This is a genomic window from Streptomyces sp. T12, from assembly GCF_028736035.1.
In the GTDB taxonomy this organism is placed as follows: Bacteria; Actinomycetota; Actinomycetes; order Streptomycetales; family Streptomycetaceae; genus Streptomyces.
The window spans coordinates 531019-551104 of the sequence record NZ_CP117866.1 but is presented as its reverse complement, the minus strand read 5'-3'; the positions used below and the strand labels follow the sequence as shown (position 1 = coordinate 551104).

Annotated in this window: 14 protein-coding genes and 2 pseudogenes; 5 read left to right on the top strand and 11 right to left on the bottom strand. The window is 68.1% G+C overall.

All coding sequences use genetic code 11. The annotated features are described in order from the left end of the window. Nucleotides 1-317: 317 nt before the first annotated feature. The 5 genes from PBV52_RS02520 to PBV52_RS02500 form a co-directional block, all read right to left on the bottom strand. The gene (locus PBV52_RS02520) at nucleotides 318-1289 is read right to left on the bottom strand and encodes a PmoA family protein (protein ID WP_274236608.1); all 972 of its coding nucleotides are present in this window, start codon (nucleotides 1287-1289) and stop codon (nucleotides 318-320) included. After that, complete coding sequence (locus tag PBV52_RS02515) at nucleotides 1286-2401, bottom strand: Gfo/Idh/MocA family protein (protein ID WP_274236607.1); 1116 nt, start codon at nucleotides 2399-2401, stop codon at nucleotides 1286-1288. Before PBV52_RS02515 ends, PBV52_RS02520 begins: the two co-directional genes overlap by 4 nt. A gap of 86 nt (nucleotides 2402-2487) precedes the next feature. Next, the gene (locus PBV52_RS02510) at nucleotides 2488-3792 is read right to left on the bottom strand and encodes an ABC transporter substrate-binding protein (protein WP_274236606.1); all 1305 of its coding nucleotides are present in this window, start codon (nucleotides 3790-3792) and stop codon (nucleotides 2488-2490) included. Nucleotides 3793-3895: 103 nt separating this feature from the next. After that, a complete protein-coding gene (locus PBV52_RS02505) occupies nucleotides 3896-4792 on the bottom strand; it encodes a carbohydrate ABC transporter permease (RefSeq protein ID WP_274236605.1) in 897 nt (298 codons plus the stop codon). Further along, nucleotides 4785-5696, bottom strand: coding sequence for a carbohydrate ABC transporter permease (locus tag PBV52_RS02500; RefSeq protein ID WP_373922003.1), 912 nt, complete (start codon nucleotides 5694-5696; stop codon nucleotides 4785-4787). The genes PBV52_RS02505 and PBV52_RS02500 overlap by 8 nt, the downstream gene beginning before the upstream one ends. Before the next feature lie 239 nt (nucleotides 5697-5935). Here PBV52_RS02500 and PBV52_RS02495 point away from each other — a divergent pair, with 239 nt between their 5' ends. Continuing rightward, nucleotides 5936-6925 (top strand): LacI family DNA-binding transcriptional regulator, encoded by a 990-nt coding sequence (locus PBV52_RS02495; protein ID WP_274236602.1) that lies wholly within the window; start codon nucleotides 5936-5938, stop codon nucleotides 6923-6925. A 140-nt stretch (nucleotides 6926-7065) separates the two neighbouring features. On the opposite strand, the gene PBV52_RS02490 is transcribed toward PBV52_RS02495, so the two are convergent. Further along, nucleotides 7066-7776 carry a cupin domain-containing protein gene (locus tag PBV52_RS02490; protein WP_274236601.1) on the bottom strand — a complete coding sequence of 237 codons (711 nt, stop codon included), beginning with the start codon at nucleotides 7774-7776 and terminating at the stop codon, nucleotides 7066-7068. A gap of 144 nt (nucleotides 7777-7920) precedes the next feature. Between PBV52_RS02490 and PBV52_RS02485 the strand changes: the two genes are divergently transcribed. Continuing rightward, nucleotides 7921-8550, top strand: coding sequence for an SGNH/GDSL hydrolase family protein (locus tag PBV52_RS02485; RefSeq protein WP_274236600.1), 630 nt, complete (start codon nucleotides 7921-7923; stop codon nucleotides 8548-8550). Between the two features lie 159 nt (nucleotides 8551-8709). Here PBV52_RS02485 and PBV52_RS02480 read toward each other — a convergent pair whose 3' ends face one another. The 3 genes from PBV52_RS02480 to PBV52_RS02470 form a co-directional block, all read right to left on the bottom strand. Further along, the gene (locus PBV52_RS02480; RefSeq protein WP_274236599.1) at nucleotides 8710-10983 is read right to left on the bottom strand and encodes a right-handed parallel beta-helix repeat-containing protein; all 2274 of its coding nucleotides are present in this window, start codon (nucleotides 10981-10983) and stop codon (nucleotides 8710-8712) included. Nucleotides 10984-11554: 571 nt separating this feature from the next. Next, a complete protein-coding gene (locus tag PBV52_RS02475; protein WP_274236598.1) occupies nucleotides 11555-14032 on the bottom strand; it encodes an RICIN domain-containing protein in 2478 nt (825 codons plus the stop codon). 264 nt (nucleotides 14033-14296) lie between these two features. Further along, entirely contained in the window at nucleotides 14297-15292 is a 996-nt protein-coding gene (locus PBV52_RS02470; RefSeq protein WP_274236597.1) for a LacI family DNA-binding transcriptional regulator, read from the bottom strand. A gap of 361 nt (nucleotides 15293-15653) precedes the next feature. Here PBV52_RS02470 and PBV52_RS02465 point away from each other — a divergent pair, with 361 nt between their 5' ends. Continuing rightward, nucleotides 15654-16661: a LacI family DNA-binding transcriptional regulator gene (locus PBV52_RS02465; RefSeq protein WP_274236596.1), complete on the top strand. Its 1008-nt coding sequence runs from the start codon at nucleotides 15654-15656 to the stop codon at nucleotides 16659-16661. Nucleotides 16662-16880: 219 nt separating this feature from the next. Here PBV52_RS02465 and PBV52_RS02460 read toward each other — a convergent pair. Continuing rightward, nucleotides 16881-17003: pseudogene (locus tag PBV52_RS02460) on the bottom strand (cytochrome P450); the annotation flags it as partial. A gap of 225 nt (nucleotides 17004-17228) precedes the next feature. Continuing rightward, nucleotides 17229-17722 (bottom strand): annotated as a pseudogene (locus PBV52_RS02455) (4-hydroxy-2-oxovalerate aldolase); the annotation flags it as partial. Between the two features lie 204 nt (nucleotides 17723-17926). Here PBV52_RS02455 and PBV52_RS02450 point away from each other — a divergent pair. Both PBV52_RS02450 and PBV52_RS02445 read left to right on the top strand, forming a co-directional pair. Continuing rightward, on the top strand, nucleotides 17927-18751 hold the full coding sequence (locus tag PBV52_RS02450; protein ID WP_274236595.1) for an SDR family oxidoreductase: 825 nt from the start codon (nucleotides 17927-17929) through the stop codon (nucleotides 18749-18751). A gap of 694 nt (nucleotides 18752-19445) precedes the next feature. Further along, nucleotides 19446-20069 (top strand): TetR/AcrR family transcriptional regulator, encoded by a 624-nt coding sequence (locus tag PBV52_RS02445; protein WP_274236594.1) that lies wholly within the window; start codon nucleotides 19446-19448, stop codon nucleotides 20067-20069. The last annotated feature ends 17 nt before the right edge of the window (nucleotides 20070-20086 follow it).

Sequence of the window (20086 nt, the reverse complement as noted above, 5' to 3'; positions counted from 1 at the left end):
AGGATGATGCGGTGCCGAAGCAGGGTGAAGCCTGCTCGTCCGTGCGGAGCGACCCGGCCCACCGCGTCGGCATCGATCGGGTCGGACGTCCCGCGCTCACGGGCTGAGCGTCGTGCGCCGGCCATCAGCCGGGTGTGAACCCGCACCACCGCGTGCCCACGGCCGCCATCGTGCTCGTACGTGTCTGGTACTTCCTCGCTGCCGTTCGCAGGCACTTGCGTATACGGCGATCGCAGCAGCCGGGGTGGTGAGGAAGGCGTGCACTCCTTGGTGAGCGGGGAGTGCACGCCGGGCGTTGCACAGCGAGCGGGGTCGGATCACTCCGTCGCGAGGCGTCCTGAAGAGGATTCTGTGGATTCTGCGGCACGTGCGGACGGCGTGTCCGACAGTGTGAGCAACCGGCGTACCGCGTCGGCGAGTGCGGGCGCCGCGTTCGTGTCGGCATCGGCGATCCCGACGCCGTAGCGGAACCGCACGGTCGCGCCGTCCTCGACGGTCAGCTCCTCGCTGAAGAACGGTGCCGGGTTGAGGCAGGCGAACTCCTCGGTCCGGGCGAACCACTGCGGCGGGTGACTCGGGTTGGCCGCGTCGTCGACCATGAGCACGAGCGACTGCGCGTCCGTCTCGTCGTGGTGGCCCGCGAAGCCCATCCACTCCATGCGCCGCCCGCGGACCTCGTCGCCGCCCAGGCCTTCCTCGGTCACGAACTGTCCGCCGGTGAACGACCGAGGGCCACGCCAGAACAGGCCGCCGTAGCCGGCGTTCTCCCGTCCCTTGGTGGTCGGGGACCCCATGGCGACGTCCGTTCCGGAGACGTTGGTCATCTGCGTCTCGAACGTCAATGCCCAGGCGTGCGGGGAGATCAGGCTCGCTCGCAGCGTCCTGCGCTCGGTGAAGAACAGCGCGCCGGACTGGGTGGTCCAGTCCAGGTCGTGGGCGAACGTCGCCGTTCCGTCGGCCCTGTCCAGGTCGACGACCCGGCGGTGGGCCTGGGTTCCGTTGTTCTCCAGCTGGACGTAGAAGCGTCCGTGGATGTACGTGGGACCGCCCCAGAAGTTCTCCTCGCCGACGTGGGGCAGGGACCACGCGATGCCCTTGTGCCACACGTGGTCGTGCGGACGGAACAGGCTGACCACCTTGCCGGCCCGGGTGCGCAGGGGGTGGATGTAGGGCTTGGGCGATTCCAGCTGGACGGTGTCCGGCTGGTACACGTAGCGGAACAGCTCGGTGCCGCCGTCGCGGACCGTGACCGAGGTACCGAGGTCGTGGCGGATCTCAAGGGCGTTCATACGAGGGCCTCCTTGACCGGTTCCCACGGCACGGCGCCGCCGTCCATGCTGACCGAGAACGGGTCGTCGTCGGTCAGTTCGCCCGCTGCGACGGGGACACCGCGGAAGGCCGAGGCGTACGTAGCCGCCGCGAACTCCAGCGTGCGGCGCGCGTCTTGCAGACAGACGCCGGGTTCCCGTCCGGTCTCCCAGGCGTCGAACACGGCCTCGATCTGGAGCCTGTGGCCGCTCGTGATGTCCGGCTCGTCACCGTCGGTCCAGAGGTCCGAGAGACCCTCGTGGCCGGGGGCCGGGGTGAACCGCCAGTGTTCCTCGCGGTAGCCGTAGAGGTGTTCGAGTTCGACCGTGGCGTATTCGAAGTCGAAGCGAAGGCGCGAGGTCTCCCGGGGGGACAGCAGGGAGTTGACCACCGTGGCGAGGGCTCCGCTGTCGAACCGGACGGCGGCGATCGAGACGTCCTCGGTGTCCGTGGGCCGGGCTTGGCGCTCGGCGAGTGCAACGATCTGGGACCAGGGGCCGAGGACCGACAGCATGAGGTCGAACTGGTGGATGCCGTGTCCCATCGTGGGGCCGCCGCCCTCGACGTCCCAGCGTCCCCGCCAAGGGACCTCGAAGTACGCGTCGGGCCGGTACCAGAGGGTCTCGCAGGTGGCGACCAGTGGCCGGCCCAGTGCGCCGGAGCGGGCCAGTCGGCGCAGGCGTACCGCCGCCGCGCCGTAGCGGTGCTGGAAGACGGTCAGAACCTTGGAGCCGGTCTGCTCCTGCACCGTGGCCAGTTGGTCCATCTCGCGCAGGCTCAGTGCCGTCGGCTTCTCCACCAAGGCGGTGACGCCGGCCTGCATCACCATGGATGCCAGTGGTACGTGGGTCTGCGGGGGCGTACAGATGTGTACGAGATCGAGGTCTTCGCTCTCCAGCAGAGCCTGCGGGTCGTTGAAGACGTGCGGCACGGAGAATCGCTCGGCGAACTCGGCGGCACGGGTGGGGTCGAGGTCGGCGACGGCGACCAGCCGGGCACGTTCGGAGAGTTCGGTGAGGGCTTCGGCATGAGCGTGGGCGATACCGCCGGTGCCGATGATGGCCACGCGGTACGGCGGCCGGGGGCTGGGCATGGGTGCTTTCTCTCTCTTGGTTGCTGACCCACTTCTCGTGGGGCTCCCGGGGGCCGTGGGCAGCGACGACGGCCCCCGGAAGGAGGTCACTTGGCCGCGTCGATCTCGCCCTGGAGCTCCTTGATGAAGGCCTTGGCGGCGGCGTCGGGCGAGGTCTTCTTGAAGTAGACCTCCTGGCTGTAGCGCTGCAGCTCCGGTTCGATGCCGCTGCCGCCGTTGGGGGTCACGACCGGCGACTCACCCGGGGTCACGGCGTTCATGTAGTCGGCCGCCGCCTTGTCGGTCCCGGCCAGAGTCGGCTGGAGGTGCTTCAGCATCTCCTTGTTGGCGGGGATTCCGCGCTCCGTCTTGAGGATGTCGGCGGCCTTCTGCTCGTTGAGCATGAAGTTGATGAACGCGGCCGCCTCGGCCGGGTGCGCGCTCTGGCTCGAGACCGCCCAGTACATGGAGGGCTTGAAGAAGTTCGCCTTGGTGTCGCCGACACGAGGCATCTGCAGCAGTTGCACATGGGCGCCCGCGGCCTGCTGGATCGCGGTGATCTGGGTGTTGTACGCCCCCATCATGGCCGCCTTGCCGGTGGCGAAGCTGCCGGCGGTGACACCCGCGGTCAGGTCCTCGACCATCGTCGACGTATTGACGCTGGCCTTGGAGGAGAGCAGGTCCAGACCGTACTTCCACATGCCGGCGAGCGTCTCGGGCTTCAGGGAGACGTTGCCGTCCTTGTCGAAGAGGTTCTCACCGTGCTGACGAGCCCAGTACTTGACATCGCCGGCGGAGAAGCCGGGCGCGCCGGCCGCACCGTGGATCTTGCCGCCGCTCTTGTCCGTCAGCTCCTTCCCGATCTTGGCGTAGTCGTCCCACGTCCACGTCTTGTCGTCGGGAACCTTCACGCCGTACTTCTTGAACAGGTCGGTGTTCACGAGGATGGACATGACGCCGACGCCGACGGGAAGCGCGTACTGCGTTCCGTCGATCTGTCCGGTGGCCAGGGCCGGGTCGTCGAACTGCGAGGTGCTGAGGATCTTCTTGGCCTTGCCGAGGTCGTACAGCGCTCCGCGGTCGGCGTACGAGGCGAGATACAGCTCGTCCATCTGGACGACGTCGGGGGAGTCCTTGGCCGCGGTCGTCGTGGCGAGCGCGTCCCAGTAGCCGTTCCAGTCCTTGTACTGGCCCTTGACCGTGATGTTGGGGTACTTCTTCTCGAACGCCTTGATGACCTCGTCGGTGAGCTGGGCGCGGGCGTCCGCACCCCACCAGGTGGCACGGATGGTGACCGGCTTGTCGCCGAGCTCGGGAGCGGCGCCGGTGCTGCCGCCGGAGCAGGCGGTCAGTACGAGCGAGAGTGAGGCGACCGCTCCGATCGCGACGCGTCTGAAGGGGCTGGGGTTCATGTGCTTCTCCTGTGCCTGATGGGTGGGTCGGATTGATGACTGCGGTGCTCCCGAGCGGTCATGGCTTCGGTCGCCTCCGCAAGTCCGGCAGTTGCCCCCGCAGTTACTTGCCGCCGGTGGTCGCGATGCCTCGCAGCAGGAAGCGCTGCCCTGCGAGGAAGACGAGGAAGACGGGAACGAGCGACACGACGCTCATGGCGAACACCGAGCCCCAGTCCGTCGCGGTCTGCTGGTCGACGAAGGTGCGCAGCGCGAGAGGAGTGGTGTACATGTCTGGGTCCGTCAGATAAATGAGCTGGGTGTAGAAGTCGTTCCAGGTCCAGATGAAGGTGAAGATCGCGGTGGTCGCCAGGGCCGGGACCATCAGCGGCAGGATGACGTGGAAGAAGATCCGCGCGTGCCCGGCGCCGTCGATCCGCGCCGCCTCGTCGATCTCGCGCGGGATGCCACGGATGAACTGCACCATGAGGAAGATGAAGAAGGCGTCGGTCGCCAGGAACTTCGGCACGATCAGGGGCAGGAACGTGTTGACCCAGCCGAGCTCCGAGTAGAGGACGTACTGGGGCACGATGATCACGTGGATCGGCAGCATGATGGTGACGAGCATGATGGCGAACAGCACGCGCTTCGCCCGGAATTCCAGCCTGGCGAACGCGTACGCGGCCAGGGAGCAGGCCAGGAGGTTCCCGAGGATCGCGCCGGTGACGACGATCGCCGAGTTGATCATGTAGTGACTGAACGGTTGGGAGAAGGCGTTCCAGCCGTTGCTGTAGTTCTCGAAGCGCGGGTGCGTCAGGGCGAGTCCCGCACTGCGGAAGATCTGACTGTTGGGACGCAGCGAGCTGACCACCATCCACAGGACGGGGTACAGCATCGTGAGGGCGCAGAGAGCCAACAGGCAGTGCTTGAGAGGGGCGCGCACCGCACGCCTGATCCGGCGTATCGCGTGAGGGCGGGGGGCGGGCAGCGAGGGGGGTACGGCTACGGCGCGGTCAGTCATCGTAAAACACCCAGTACTTTGAGGCCCAGAAGTTGACGGCGGTGAAAGCCGCGACGATGAGGAGCAGGACCCACGCGAGGGCGGATGCGTACCCCATGTCGAAGTGGCCGAACCCGCGCTGGTACAGGTACAGCGAGAAGAAGAGGGTGGAGTCGGCGGGCCCTCCGGTACCGCCGGAGACCACGAAGGCCTGGGTGAAGGTCTGGAAGGCGTGGATGATCTGCAGCACCAGGTTGAAGAAGATGATGGGTGTCAGCAGCGGAATGGTGATGCTGCGGAACTGGCGCCAGCGCTTCGCGCCGTCGACGGAGGCCGCCTCGTAGAGGGAGGTCGGAATCTGTCGCAGCCCGGCGAGGAAGATCACCATGGGTGAGCCGAAGGTCCAGACGTTCAGGACGACGAGGGTCGACAGCGCCGTTCCTGGCTCCGAGATCCAGCCCTGCCCCTGGATTCCGACGAGGGCCAGGACTTCGTTGACAAGGCCGTTGGTCCCGAACATCGCGCGCCACAGCACGGCGATCGCCACGCTGCCGCCGATCAGTGACGGCAGATAGAAGACGGAGCGGTAGAAGGCAAGACCCCGTACTCCCTTGTCCAGCACGAGAGCGAGCCCGAGGGCCATCGCCAGCTGCAACGGGACGGAGACGAGGACGTAGCTGAACGTCACTTCGAGCGACTTGTGCAGACGCTCGTCATCGAGCATGCGCGTCCAGTTGTCGACTCCGTTGAACTGCGGCGGCTGCAACAGGTTGTATTTGGTGAAGCTGAGGTAGAGCGAGGCCAGCATCGGGCCGAGAGTGATCCCGAGGAGCCCGACGAACCATGGCAGTAGGAAGAAGAACGCCGCCTTGTTCTGCTGTTCCGCGCCCCGTTGGGACCCGCGCAGCCGGCGTAGTTCGTTGATGGAGCTCACGGCACTGCTCCCTTGAGCGGCGGCATCGACACACAGTGGTGCGGGCCCGTCCCGGGCCACGCGTCACCCGAAAAGTGATCGTTCACTTTGTGGGTTGCGAGGACCATAGTGAACGATCACTTTTTACGTCAAGAGTGTGTAGTCTCTGACTTCACCGAACGTTGGCGGAAAGGTGGGGGAAGCGGATGGATGGCGCTGACACGGCGCGACGACGGCCTACGATCACCGATGTGGCGCGGCTCGCCGGTGTGTCACCCCAGACGGTGTCGCGGTATCTGCGGTTCAACGGCGGGCTGAAGCCGGCGACCCTGGAACGCGTGGAGAAGGCCATACGGGAGCTGGACTACCGTCCCAACCTGGTGGCGCGGTCGATGCGCACGCGGAAGACCGGCCGACTGGCGATCCTCATGCCCGCCATGGCCTTCAACCCCTCGCGCATGCTGGCGGGTGCCAGCGCGACGGCGCAGGCCGCAGGGTTTTTCGTGGATGTCGTGAGCGCCGGGGGCGGCGTAAGCGCGAGGAGCGACCGCCTGCTGGAGCTCGCCGATTCGGGACAGTACGAGGGCATCCTCTCCCTCGCCCCCGTGCTTCCCGACGTGGAGAGCAAACTGCACCAGAGGACGGCCGTGGTGATCTCGGCCGACTTCGACGACGAGATGCGCGGCATCGGGCAACTGGCCGACGCCACGCCCCTGGTGCGGATGATGGAGCACTTGGCGGCGCTCGGTCACTCACGGTTCCTCCATGTGGCGGGCGACGCGCAGTTCGCCTCCGCGAGGGCGCGCAAGCAGAGCTATCTGGAGACCGTCGAACGCCTCGGGGTCGAGTCCGTCGGGGTCTTCGACGGAGACTGGTCGGGAGAGTCCGGCATCGAGGCGATACGGTCGCTCCCGAGCCACGCGCGGCCGACCGCGGTGATCGCGGCCAATGACCTCGTCGCCGCCGGCGTCGTCCGGGGCGCCCGGGAGCGCGGCTGGGACGTGCCTGGCGACCTCAGCGTGACCGGTTGGGACAACGTCGGGGTCGGGCAGTTCATGGTCCCGTCCCTGACCACCGTCGACGTGGAGCTCGAACAACTGGGCAGTACGGCCATGGCCAAGCTGATCGCGGGTCTGAGGGACAGCGCGCCCGAGACGACTGAGGGCCCCCTGTTCCGGATCGTCTGGCGGGAGTCGACGGCCGAGCCGCCTGCGGCAGGGCGTCTCAGCCGCAGGCGGTGACCAGCGCCGCTGCCTGGGTGGGCGCGGAGCAGGCGGACCGTGTCCGTCCCCTGCGCCTGCACCGCCCATCCGGCCCCGGCCCCGGCCTCGGGCGCGGGCCGAACCGGCCGCGCACGCCGCGCGTCCTCAGGTGCCCGCCCTCAGTTCGCGTAGACGTCAAGCCGACCGCACATGCCGAACTTCCCGCGGGCAGCAGGCTGTTCGGAGCTCACGGCGGCATCTGCGAGGTGGGGGGACTCTCCCCGCTCCAGCCAGTCGAGCTGCGCCCCAGTGGCCGTGGCGGAGGCCTCTGCGCCCTGTCGCCACCGCTCGCGCCACTCGGCGATGCGGGGCCGTACGAGCGCGGCGGCGGCACGGTGGAACGCGGCCAGGGCCTGTGGCCCCTCGGCCTCCCGAAGTGCCCGGTAGCCCTCCAGAGCGAGGTCCCGCCGGGCCCGGGCGACGCGCTCCTGCTCCTCCTCGGGCGCGTCGGCCGGGATGACGGTGGCGCGGGCGTACGTCTCCGGATCGGTCAGGTACTCCGGGGGCAGCGTGAGGACGGCGTCCCCCGCCTCCGGTAGCCCGCTGTTCTGCATCAGAACGGTGATCCGCAGATCGCCCTCGTTGACCAGCCGGTGGATGGTGCCCGGCGTGAACCAGGCGACCGTGCCGGCCTGGAGCGGAGTGACCTCGTACCCGGAAGTGGTCAGCGTCTGCACGGCCCCGCGTCCGCCGGTGACGACGTAAGCCTCTGAACACGCCAGGTGCAGGTGAGGCGTGCCGCCGCACGCCCCGTCGGCGGCAGGCCAGTCGTACACCGACAGATGCGAGATGGCGACGCCCCCGGGCAATCCGGTGTTGGTTGTGTTCATGTGTGTGTCAACACTCCAGTTCAATACAGTAAGCGCTTTCTATCCCTCTTAATTTACGTGCCGGTCGCCCAACTGGTCAATGTTCTGTCTAAAATCAGACCCGAATAGCGAAGCCGCAAGGAGGACGATGTGAACAATGGGTTGGTGGGCAAGAGCGTCTATGCCTTCGGCGACAGCATTGTGTACGGACATGCGTATCCGCACAGTTTCATGGACGTAGTTGCAGAGCGCGAAGGTATGCCCCTCACCAAGTTCGCCCGGAACGGCGCGACCATAGGCGCCGACCCGCATGCTTCCGGAGGACAGATACTCACGCAGGTCGAGCAAGCGACCGACATCGCGCCGGACTTCGTCATCTTCGACGGAGGCACCAACGACGCGCAGTCCATTTTCCGGGACCGTGCGTACACGCTCGGCACCTACGCCGAAGAGCTGGAGAAGACGCTGCACGCCATGGAGCGGAAGTGGCCGACCGCCCGCATCGTGTACGTCGCCGCCCACAAGCTCGGTTCGCGGGACTGGGACACTCAGGCGGCGCTGCGCGAGGCGACCCTGGAAGCCTGCCGCAAGTGGGACGTCGCCGTTGCCGACGTCTTCGGAGAGACCACGTTCGACACGCGCGATGACATCCAGCGTGCGAAATACACATTCGACGACCTGGTCAACGGTTTCCCTGGCACAGAGGGATCGGGAACACATCCCAACGAGGCGGGTATCACCACTTTCTATGTGCCGGTGGTGAGCGCCACGCTGCAGCAGATTTCATCACGTTGATCAGTCGGCAATCGGATCTGCCTGGCCGATATCGGCCAGGCAGATCCGATTGCTCATTTTCATGGCGTCATCCTGAGCTGACATCATGGCAGACGAGGAAGCGCTTACTGGATCGGTAGACGTGCCGAAATGCTCACGCCACCACCCTGGCCCTGGCTTTCACTGGCCGAATCCGGTGCCGCGCGAGATCCTGACGTCGTCCACGTGCACCGCCCCGCGCTCGCCACCGTTGGAGTACCACGCGACCTTCGCGATCCCCGGCATCGAGGTGCGGAACGCGGCGTCGTTCAGCACGCGCCGGCCGTCGATGTCCAGGTCGAAGCGCTGGTTCACGGTGTCCACGGTGAGCGTGACCCGGTACCACTTGCCGGAGGTGTACGTTCCGATCACACGGTCCGTGGTCCCCTCGTACGCGTGGATCTCGCCGCGCGCGAACGCGACGCTGACGGCTTGGACGCCGCTGGCGTTGTACACGTAGGGCAGCCCGAACCAGCCGGCCTGCGTGTCGTTGCGCATCACCTGGGTGTCGATGGTCACCACGCCCTGCAGCGGGGTGCTGAAGAGCCGGGCGAGGTTGGTCCCGTCGGTGCCGCCGCCTTCGATGGTGCGGGTCAGCCGGACGCTCTTGTCGGTGGCGGACGGCGTCTCCACCACGGAGACGTCGTTGTTGGTCGAGATGACTCGCCATCCGTTGGTCCCGTTGGCGAGCGCGCCCGTGGCCAGGCCGTCGAAGGTGTCCGTGAACGCGATGTTGGGCGCGCCGCGTTCGAAGGCACCGATCTCCGGACCGTTCCCGATCGGCACGGTCGCCCCGGCGTTGTCGAGGCCGCCGTTGCCGGTGACCGTGGCTCCGGCGTCGACGAACACCGATCCCGACTGGAGTGCGAAGTTCGCCGCCGTGCCGAGTCTCGGGCCGTTCACGTCACCGTAGGGCCCCGTGACGGAGGCGTTCACGAACTGCGGAGCGCCGACCACGGCGTTCACGTCGGACGCGGGCCGAGTCGTCAGGTTGGACGAGTACCCGTTGTTGTTGTAGATGATGGTCGACTGCTGCCTGAACTCGGGTGCGGACTGTCCGGAGACGAACAGGTTGTTGGTGAACGTCACCTTGCCGCCGACACCGCCGGTCACCATGGACTGCGAATTGGTGTTGGCGAAGGTGTTGTTGTAGACGTTCGCCACCGAGCCGGTCTGCTGCGACATGTGGATGTTCCACCGCGTGCTGCCGGTGATGACGTTGTAGCGGATCACCACGCTGCCGAACTTGACCGCGGAGTTGCACGCGCACAGCAGGATGCCGTCACCGTTGTCGTGGAGGTAGTTGTACTGGAACAGCTGGTTGGTGGTGCCGATGTCGGGGTCCAGGGCATTCTGGTCGGCACCGCCCGACGAGAGATGGGTGCCCATGATCTCGTTGTGCTGGACGGTGACGCTGTCGGCCATGTTGGTCTCGACGCCGGAGACGCCGACCCGGTCGATCACGTTGCCCTCGACAAGTCCGCCCCGGACTCCGGTGAGGTAGATGCCGTTGCAGCCGAAGGGGGTGTTCGCCTGCGTGATGTAGTTGCCGCGGAACGTGACATTGGTGTACGGGGTGAAGTTCGGGTCGGTGGCCGTGGCGCGCTTGCCCCAGCCGGTGAAGACGGCTCCGGGCGCGTCACCGGCGTACTGCTTCGTGACGATCCCGTTGAACGAGGTGTTCTTGATGGTGGAGTTCTCCACGGTGATGCCGTCGAGCACCGTGGGGGCGCCGGGCGCGGTGATGTCCTGGACGCCGGTGAGGAAGGCGATGCCGCCGGTGTTCTTCGAGCGGTCCCAGCCCTGCACGAAGGTGATGCCCGGTTTGTTGTCGGCAGTGCTGCCGCCGACCCACTTGACCTCGCCGGTGACGTCGTGCACGTCCACCGAGTCGATCACGAAGTGGTGCAGGGTCTGGCCGTTGTCACCGTGCACGCCGATGCCGCGGAAGTCGCCGAGTTTCGAACCGTCTGTCGTCCCCGTGGGCACCGCGTTCGACACGTCGAGATTGCGGATCTCCCAGTACTCCTGGTTGTTCAGCCGCACCGCGTCGCCGACGGTGCCCTGGCCGGCGATCTTCGGCTTGGCGCCCGTTCCGTAGCTGTCGATGGCGATCGGGGCGCCGTCGGCGCCGGACCCCTTCGGCCAGAGCTGGCCGGTCCAGCTGTCACCGGCCTCGAAGCGAATCGTGTCGCCGGGCTGGAACGTCGTTGCGTTCACCTTGCTCAGCGAGCGCCAGGGCGCGCTGCTGCTGGTTCCGACGTTGCTGTCGCTGCCGTTCGCGCTCACGAAGTACGTGGTGCCCGCGGCGAAGGCCCGCTGCGCGGGTATGAGCACGATCGACGCGAGCACGACTGCCAGCGCGCACAGTGCGGCGGCTGTCGCTTGTGACACAAGTCTTCGGTTGACGGTCATGGTCCTCTTCTTGTCGTCTGCGGTGGTGAAGTACTGGCTCCTGTCATGGCGCCTCCAGTCGAGGCGTCGCCTAACGACCCAGGGCGCGGACAGTTCGGGACCGTGCGGTGGACGCGCCGATGGATGCCCCACGACATGGGAACCGGGCCGGCCGGACATGCCCCGTCGGGGGCAGAGATCGCTGGCGGCTCCAGGTGCCTTGCTACCGGTGTCACAGTGCCCTCCCGGATGTGAAGCCGACCGTCTGGAAGCCTCGTGCTTGTCCTGGCGGGCGTATTGGGAAAACGTATTCCGCGCAGTGTGCCCAGCGGACCTCGAGTGCGTCAAGGTTTCGAGCAGATGAACGCGGCAGCGCTGTGGGGGGCCCTGCCGGAAGCCGACGGCACCATTCGACAGCGGGCGTGCGGCAGCCCGGTCTGCTTCGGACGGCGCTGCGCACTGGCCGCTCGAGTACCCGTCGCCCGGCGGGGCGCGGGAGTGCAGGCCGATCTCAAGGTTCCTGGCGCAATGGGCGGGGAGGCCGGCGATGGGGACCTGCCCCGCCCATGGGATCGGTCGGGTGCTCAGTCGGTCACGAGACCTTGACCAGCTTCCATCGCTGGTTGTTGCTGCCGTTGGTGTACCACTGGTCGATCGGCGTGCCGTCGGTGGTCTGCGCCTTGTACACGTCGGCCTTGTAGCCGTTCGACCGGGACTCGATGGTGTAGGTGCCGCTGCCGGCCGGGGCGATCAGCCATTGCTGGCTGACGCTCCCGCTGGAAGTCCCCAGCTGCAACTGGGTGCCGGGCCAGGTGGAAGCCGCGTTGATGTCGAGGGCCTTGCCGCTGGTGACACCTGTGATGCTGAGGTAGCCGCCGCTGGCATAGGCCAGCCTCCACTGCTGGCTGCCGCTGTTCTGGTCGGTCTTCTGGACGATGGGCGTGCCGTCGCTGGTTCCACCGTTGGAGGCGGTGAGCGCCTTGCCGCTGCCGACACTGACGATCTTGTAGGTACCGGACAGGTCCGGGACGGTTTCGTGGGTGACGGACAGGTTGGAGTACTCGACGGGGTAGTAGCCGGCCGTGCCCAGGCCGACCAGGCCCGCACCATAGCTCGTGTCGGTGACCGTGCCGACGGTGGTCCCGTCGATCTTGGCGGTGATCGTGCTGTCCTGGAAGGTCAGGGCCAGCTTGTGCCAGGTGCCCGTGCCGGGCGCGGTGACGGTACCGCTTGCCAGGGTGGTCCAGTTCCACGAATTGGTGCCGGTGGTGCCGGTCTTCAGCAGCGACCAGGCTCCGGTGTCGGACAGGCGCAGGTGGTAGGCGTTCAGCCCGGTGCTGAACTTCGTCTGGGTGCCGACGCGGCCGAGGAGTTCGGCGGAGCTGCCGCTCTTCTCCAGCAGCACGTCGGAGCTGACCGTGTAGTTGCTCCAGCCGATGTCGCCCATGAGGGTGTAGGGCTGGACGTCGTTCGAGGCCGGCGCCCACCAGATGATCGGCTTCATCGGTGCGGTCTGGCGCAGGCACTGGCCGCTACGGCCCCCGGTGCAGGGGGCGGCCTGAAAGGCGCCGTTCATCGAGGCGAAGTACTTCGCCTCCTGCCCGGTGCTGTATCCCGCGAAGGAGTCCGAGTACGGCATGGAGAGCCGGTTGCGGGTGGGCGTGGTGGTCGTTCCGGCGCCCTGACCGGCGGTGGTGGTCACGGTGTAGACCCGACCGGGTTCCAGGGTGAGGGTGTACGTGCCGCCGACGGCGGTCAGGTCGCTGCCCCGCACCATGCGTGGGGTGGCGCCGCCGGGCTGCGACAGGTCGGTGGACCACACGTGCAGGGCCCCGCCGGGCAGGCCGCCGGCGACGTCGAAGGTGACCGTCTGGGACGCGGTGGCGTCCAGGGTCTCGTAGACGGTGCTCCAGGCGCTCTTGTCGGGCGCCGCGTAGCTGACGTAGCTGCCGTTGGCACGGTCGCCGCCGAGGTAGCCGGAGGCGGTGTCGAGGTACTTCCAGCCGGGCGAGGTGAACTGCGTGGTCTGGGCGATGGACCAGGCCGTGCGAGACACGCTGTAGGCGCCGGACCACGGCTGGTTGGCCGTGATCAGGCCCTGGTCGTGGAAGAAGAGGTTCTGATAGTCGGAGGCCACCATGGGCCAGTTGATGTACGCGCTCATCTTGGCGTCGAGGTAGCCGCGGTTGATGGCACGGGCGACCGGGGCCGCCCCTGTCTCGGCGTTCTCCGAGCCGTTCTCGCTGGCCCAGATCGGCTTGCCCAGCGACTGGGCGTCGGCGGAGGAGGAACAGGTGGTCATCGCGGACTGGTACGTGCAGGGGTAGTGCGCGCCGGCGACGTCCACGGCGTTGTAAAGGGTGCTGCTGTTCTTCATGCCGGTGGCGATGTTCCAGACGGTCTCGTCGCCGCCGACCAGCTTGGTCGAGGCGTAGCCGTTCGCCGCCATGGCGGACTTCAGGGTCTGGTAGAACCAGGCGCTGTACGTCTTCTCGTTCCGGCCGCCGATGTAGTCGATGGTCAGGCCGTGCTGCTTGGCGCAGCCCAGCCAGTCGATCATGTAGTCGATGCCGTCCTGCGTGTAGAAGTTGCCGTTGCCGATCCAGCCGGGGGCGCCCCATGCCAGGGCAAAGAGCTTGATGCCGGGGTTGCGGGCCTTGGCCTGCTCCATCACCCACCACTCGTAGCCGGCGTTGCAGTCGATGTCGCCCTTTGTGTGCTCGAAGCTGATCTCGGAGCCGTCGGTGGAATTGACGTCCCCGCCGATTTCGACCTTGAGGATCTGGAGGGCGGCGCCGTAACCGGGCTTGAACAGGTAGTCCAGGATCTGGTTGCGCTGGGTGGCCGGGTAGTCGACCAGGAGGCGGGTGTTGCCACCGCCGCCGCTGATCGCGCCGACGCCGTCGAAGGTGCGTCCTGCGCTGGTGCCGTCGACGGTGATCGCCGTGTTGGTGGCGGCGTACGCGGGCGACAGTGCTCGGCCGGTCAGCAGGGCCAGTCCCATGAGCAGGGCGGCCAGGGCCGCCAACCGTCTGATGTGCCTGTCAGGCAGTCCTATGACGTTGTGCACGGAGATCCTCCTGGGAGGGAGTGCGGGTGTGGGTGTGGCTTGCACTGAGACTCGGTGCGGGGGCCGTCGTGTGGATCGCAGAGGCGGGGCCCGCCCGGTGGAGGAGTCTTTTCGCAGCGGGAAATCGTATTCCGCGCAGTGTGCCCGTCCGTGATCGAAGGCGTCAAGCGTCGGTCAGCGGGTAAAAATGCGGCTTTGACGTGGCAGGTTCTGGTGGCCCGAAGGCGCTGTGCACATCGGCGGGAGTGATCGGCTCAGGGCGGTTCAGACGACGCGGATCGCCATGCTGTCGCGCACCACGACCTGCCCGCGCATCATCAGATGCTCTGCTTCCGTGCGGTCCGCGAGCGCGAGGCGGACCGCCTCGGCACCTGCCTGCGCCAGCGGCAACGACACGGTCGTCAGCCGCGGTGTCACGTCGATCGCGAGCTCGATGTCGTCGAAACCGGTCACCGAGACCTCGTCCGGCACCGCCACCCCGGCAGTACGGAAGGCGGACATCGCGCCGATGGCGATGGTGTCGTTGGCGGCGAGAACCGCGTGGGGCGGCTCCAGCCCCTCGGCGATCAGCCGCCGCGCCGCGTCGAACCCCCCTTGGCGGCTCACCGCGCAGTGCGAGATCCGGATGTGCCGCTCCTCGACCCCGCCGTCGCGGAGCCCGGCGATGAAGCCCGCGGTGCGGGCCGAGACGTTCCCCTGCCCGCGCGCGCCGGCGAGGATCGTCACGTGCCGGTGCCCCGCCCCGGCGACGTAGGTGGCCAATTCCTTCGCGGGGCCGTGATTGTCGAAGCTGATGGAGTCGAACGGCATGTCGGTGTCACCGACGATCACTACCCGGCCGCCCTCGCGTTCGTAGCCGAGCAACTCGTCGAGCAGGCGCCCGCCGAGGGCGTTCGTGTCGAGGCGGCTCGAGGTCAGAATGAGCGCGCGCGGCCGCAGAGCACGCTGCAACCGGACGGTTTCGAGCTGCCGCTCGGCGGTGCCGTGGGTCGACGAGACGGTCACGAACGCACCTGCGTCGCGCGCTCGCCGTTCCATCGCCGCGGCGACCATTCCCATCGACGGGGTCGTGAGATCGTCGCCGACGACCGCGATCGAGTCGTTCGCGCGCCGCATCGCCCGGGCCGCGGCGTCCGCGGTGTAGCGCAACGCGGCCGCGGCGGAGACGACCCGCTGCCTGTATTCCTCCGCGACCGTCCGGGAACTGCCGCCCAGCACTCGCGACGCGGTCGAAACCGACACACCGGCGGCCGCCGCCACGTCACGCAGGGTGACGGTCGGCCTGGCTGAATGGGGCATCGCGCCGTCCCTTCCGCACCACGAAAACGAGCCGCCGTCGACGTTATCCGAGGATATCCCCGGCCAGGCCGGGGAGGTGTGGACGAAAGTGCCGGTGACCGACTCGGGATACGGTCGCCCGGCTGGAGGGTGGTCGCGTCGGCCCGGTTGGATTCCTCAAGGCATGTGCGGCGCAGTAAGCGCACCGGCCTAGAGAGTGACCGTCGGTAGTGATTCCGCGACTTCCAGGCGCTGGGCGGCCCGGTGCACAATGTGCGGCATGGAAGAGGGAGCGGCAGCGCCTGTACGGCGTCGCGGGGAGGCCGTATCCGAGGGGCGCCAGGTGACCCTGCATGATGTGGCGCGGACAGCGGGCGTCTCACAGGCGACGGCGTCGCGGGTGCTCAACGGCAGCGTCCGCAACGTCCGGCAGGAGAACGTCGACCGTGTGCTCGCCGCGGCCGCGGAACTGGACTACGCACCGCACCTGTCCGCCCAGGCGATCGCGCGGGGTTCGACGAACATCGCCGCGCTGGTCGTCAGCGGTGTCGACGACCCGTACTTCTCCTCCATCGCGGCAGGTGTGACGCAGGCAGCCGAGGCCGCCGGACTCATCGTGACCATGGCGGTCGCGGACCGCTCCCCGGAGCGGGAACTCCAGATCGTCGGGACGCTGCGCGGCATGCGCCCCCGCGTCATCATCATGACCGGCAGCCGCGTCGACGGCGCCGATACCCGCGACGCACTCGTCGAGGAGCTCCACGCCTACCGGGAAGCGGGCGGCAGCGTAGTCCTGATCAGCCAGCACGACCTGCCGTTCCACACCGTCAGCATCGACAACTACGGCGGAGCGCGGCAGCTTGCCCGCGCGCTGGTAGGGCTCGGCTACCGGCGGCTTGCGGTGGTCCGGGCGGAGACCGGCCTCAGGACGTCCCGTGACCGGTGCAGCGGTTTCGTGGAGGGCCTGCGCGAGTTCGGCATCGACGTCGACGAGCGGCTGGTGGTCGAAGCCGAGTTCAGTCGCCGAGGGGGGTGTGCGGCGGCCCGGGAGCTCGTCCGGCGGGGACTGGACGGCACGGAACTCGTCTTCGCGGTCAGCGACGTCATGGCGATCGGCGTGATGACCGCGTTCCGCGACGCCGGGCTTGTCCCTGGCCGGGACATCGCCGTCGCCGGTTTCGACGACATCGGCCCGGCGGTGGACGTCGTCCCAGAGCTGACGTCCGTGAACGTTCCTCTGCAGCAGGTCGGGCTCCGTGCGATGGAACTCGCGCTCTCCGACGACGACTCCTCGCGGATCGTACCGGTCGACACGAACGTCGTCCTGCGGGCAAGCACACCCCCTCGATGACCGTGCCGGCTGATCGCGTGGTGAGCGTCGGCTGTCCGGCCCTGAGCTGCTCCGCGGCCCGGCCGACGCCCTCGTGGCGGGCGACGGTCTTCCGGCCTGCCGAGCGCGCCGTAGCCGATGAGTACGGCGCCGTCCTCGGGAGAAGCCCCGCTCAGATCCGGGCACGACGTCGAGCCGAGCCGGGCGGCGGACCATGAGCCGGCCCGGAGCGGGCTCACGGTGATAGCCGGGAGCGAGCCGCAGTTCGGGGAAGCGCTCCAGCAACTGTTCCAGGACGAGGCGGGACTCCAACCGGGCCAGTGGTGCGCCGAGGCAGCTATGGATGCCGTAGCCGAAGGTCATCGGGAGTGGCCTGTCCGTCGAGGACGTCGGTCACGATGTCACAGGCGCGTGCTTCCTGCTTGCGGAGCACGGCGGGAGCGAACCAGCGACTGAGACGAGCGCAGTGCCGTGTGGTCGGGCGGGTCCGGGGCACGGCTGGGACACCGGGCAGTGGTCGCGGGCCTCGGCGAGCCAGGCGGCGGGATCGGCGTTTGGGATTCCCGGTCGACGCGCTGGAGGCGGCGGACCCATCAGGCCGGCGATCGCGATGAACGCCTCCAGCGGGCAGTTGCCGGCACCCGCGCCCTGCCCCGCCAAGGAGCGTCCAAGCGCGTCACCTCGTGCTCGACGGCGACGGCGGTGTTGGCGACGCCGAGGGCCAGGTTGTGGTGGGCGTGGATCCCGAGGCCGGTGGCCGGGTCGAAGAGGTCGCGGTAGGCGCGCAGACGGTCGCGTACGCCGTCCATGGTGAGGCGGCCCCCCCGGAGTCGGTGACGTAGACGCAGTGGCGCCGCAGGACTCCATCAGCATGGCCTGGCGGGCCAGTTCGGCGGGTTCGGGCAGTGGGACATCATCAGGAAGCCCGCCACATCCATGCCCAGCCCGCGGGCCGCGGCGATGTGCTGGGCGGAGATGTCGGCCTCGGTGCAGTGGGTGGCCACGCGCACGGAGCGGAAGCCCGGCGAGTGAGCGCGTCGCAGGTCGTGCAGGGTGCCGATGCCGGGCAGCAGCGGGGTGGTCGAGAGCCGGATCGCTACTTCGGTCACCTCTGCCTGAGCCGTCGCTCGCATGTGCCACGCAGGCTCGACGGCTTGGCCGGGAGCTGTGTCGAAGGTGTGCGGAGTTACTCATGCTCAAGAATCTACAGAGGAACTACTTGATACTGAGTATCAACAGAACCTAGAGTCTCGTATTGCAAGTTCGTTTCGAACGGGAGTGTCCTCATGAGCAAGATCTGGTTCGTCACCGGTTCCTCGCGCGGCTTCGGCCGCCAGTTCGTCCAGGCGGCCCTGGAGCGCGGTGACAAGGTCGCGGCCACCGCCCGCAACACCGACTCCCTGGCGGATCTGGTGGCCACCCACGGTGAGGCGGTCCTGCCGCTGAAGCTGGACGTCACCGACAAGGCCGCCGCATTCGAGGCCGTCCAGCGGGCGCACGAGCACTTCGGCCGCCTGGACGTGATCGTCAACAACGCCGGACACGGCCTGTTCGGCGCGGTCGAGGAGCTGACGGAACAGCAGGTCCGCGGCCAGATGGAGACCAACTTCTACGGCGCCCTGTGGGTCACCCAGGCCGCCCTGCCCCTCCTACGGGCCCAGGGCAGCGGCCACATCGTGCAGATCTCCACGGTCGGCGGCGTCGTCTCCTTCCCCAACCTGGGCGGCTACAACGCCTCCAAGTGGGCCCTGGAAGGCCTGACCGAGGCCCTCGCCCAGGAGGTCGCCGGCTTCGGCATCAAGGTCACCCTCGTCGAGCCCGGCGGCTTCGAAACCGACTGGGCCGGCGCCTCCGCCACCTTCGCCACGCAACTGCCCGCCTACGACGACCTGCGCACCGCCGTCGCCGCCGCCTGGAGCGACGTCAAGTCCGGCGACCCCACCGCAACCGGCCCCGCCCTGCTGAAGATCGTCGACGCCGACAACCCGCCCCTGCGCGTCTTCTTCGGCACCGCCCCCCTCCACCTCGTCCCCCAGGCCTACGCCGAACGGCTGAAGACCTGGGAGGAGTGGGCGGCGGTCTCCGCCGAGGCCGAGGGCGCCGCGGCCTGAAGCCGCCGCGCGGCAGCGAGACGCTGCGGGCCGATCCGTGACGAGGTGGATGGTTCGGGCGGCAGCCCGCAGACATGAAGGCGGGCTCGGTGGTCAGGGGCCACTCGCGGCTCCCGAAGTGTCCCGGGCGGCCCTCGGCGCACTGTAGGCCCTTCCCGTCGGGGTGACGGGAAGGGCCAGGCGGGCACGGGGCGGTCATCCTCCCCTTCTGTCACCGGTGGCCGTCCAGCCGCCTGACCATCGACCGGAACCCCAGTCGGGCCAGGCCTCATCCGTGGGTTATAGGTACGAGATGGGTGGAGTTCGCCCACCCTCGAGCGCGCCCAGAGTCATCCGCTCGACAGGGGGCAGAGTCATGCCGGGCCCGGAGGGCAGCGGCCCCCTTGCGGGACCGCAGAAAACATGACGGGGGTGTGTGGTGCGAGGAGGGTCAACTTTTCGGGGCAGGTGCCGGCGTCGCCGCCGACCTCGGCGCGGCCGGTCCGCCCGGCCGGGGAGCGGTGAGCGGGCCTGCGGCCACCGTCACGTTCCCTGCTCGCGGCCCAGGGTTCCGTCGTAAGCGCTGCCGTCCCCGAGGACGGACTGGGTGCGGCCGAGCAGGTCCTCCGGGTCAAGTGGACCCTCGGTGTGGCCGCCGGGAGCCCATGTTTCTGATGCTCAGTATCAGATTGAGCCGCTGTTGTATTCTTTACTCATGACCGACTCCGCCCGCACTTCCGCCCAGTCCGCAGCCAAACCGCCCGGCCTGCGGGAGCGTATGCGCGCGACGGTCCGGAAGGAAGTCGTCGAGGTCGCGCTCCGGCTCTTCATCGAGCAGGGATTCGACGGGACGACCGTCGACCAGATCGCCGGCGAGGTCGGGCTGTCGCGTGCCAGCCTGTTCCGGTACTTCGGCACCAAAGAAGACATGGTCCTGCAGGGCTTGGAGGAGACCGGCCGTCAGATCGCGGAGGCGTTCGCCGCCCGCCCTGACACCGAGCGTCCCTGGGAGGCGCTGCGCAGGGCGTTCGACGTCCTCACGCAGGCGAACGAGCAGGCGCCCGAGCAGACACTCAGCTATCTGCGCATGCTCCAGGAGACTCCGTCATTGCGCGCCCGGCACTTCGAGAAGCAGCTGAGCTGGCAGGCGATGCTGGAGCCGGAGATCGCCCGGCGGCTGGGCGTCAGCGCCGACCAGCCGGAGGAGGTCGGGCCGAACGCGCTTTCCGGGGCCGCGCTCGCCTGTCTGGATGCGGCCGCGACGGGCTGGGTGGCCTGCGGGGGCGCCGTTCCCCTGGCCGTACTGCTCGACCGTGCGATGGACACGCTGACGGAATAGGTTCACCAAGGACCCTG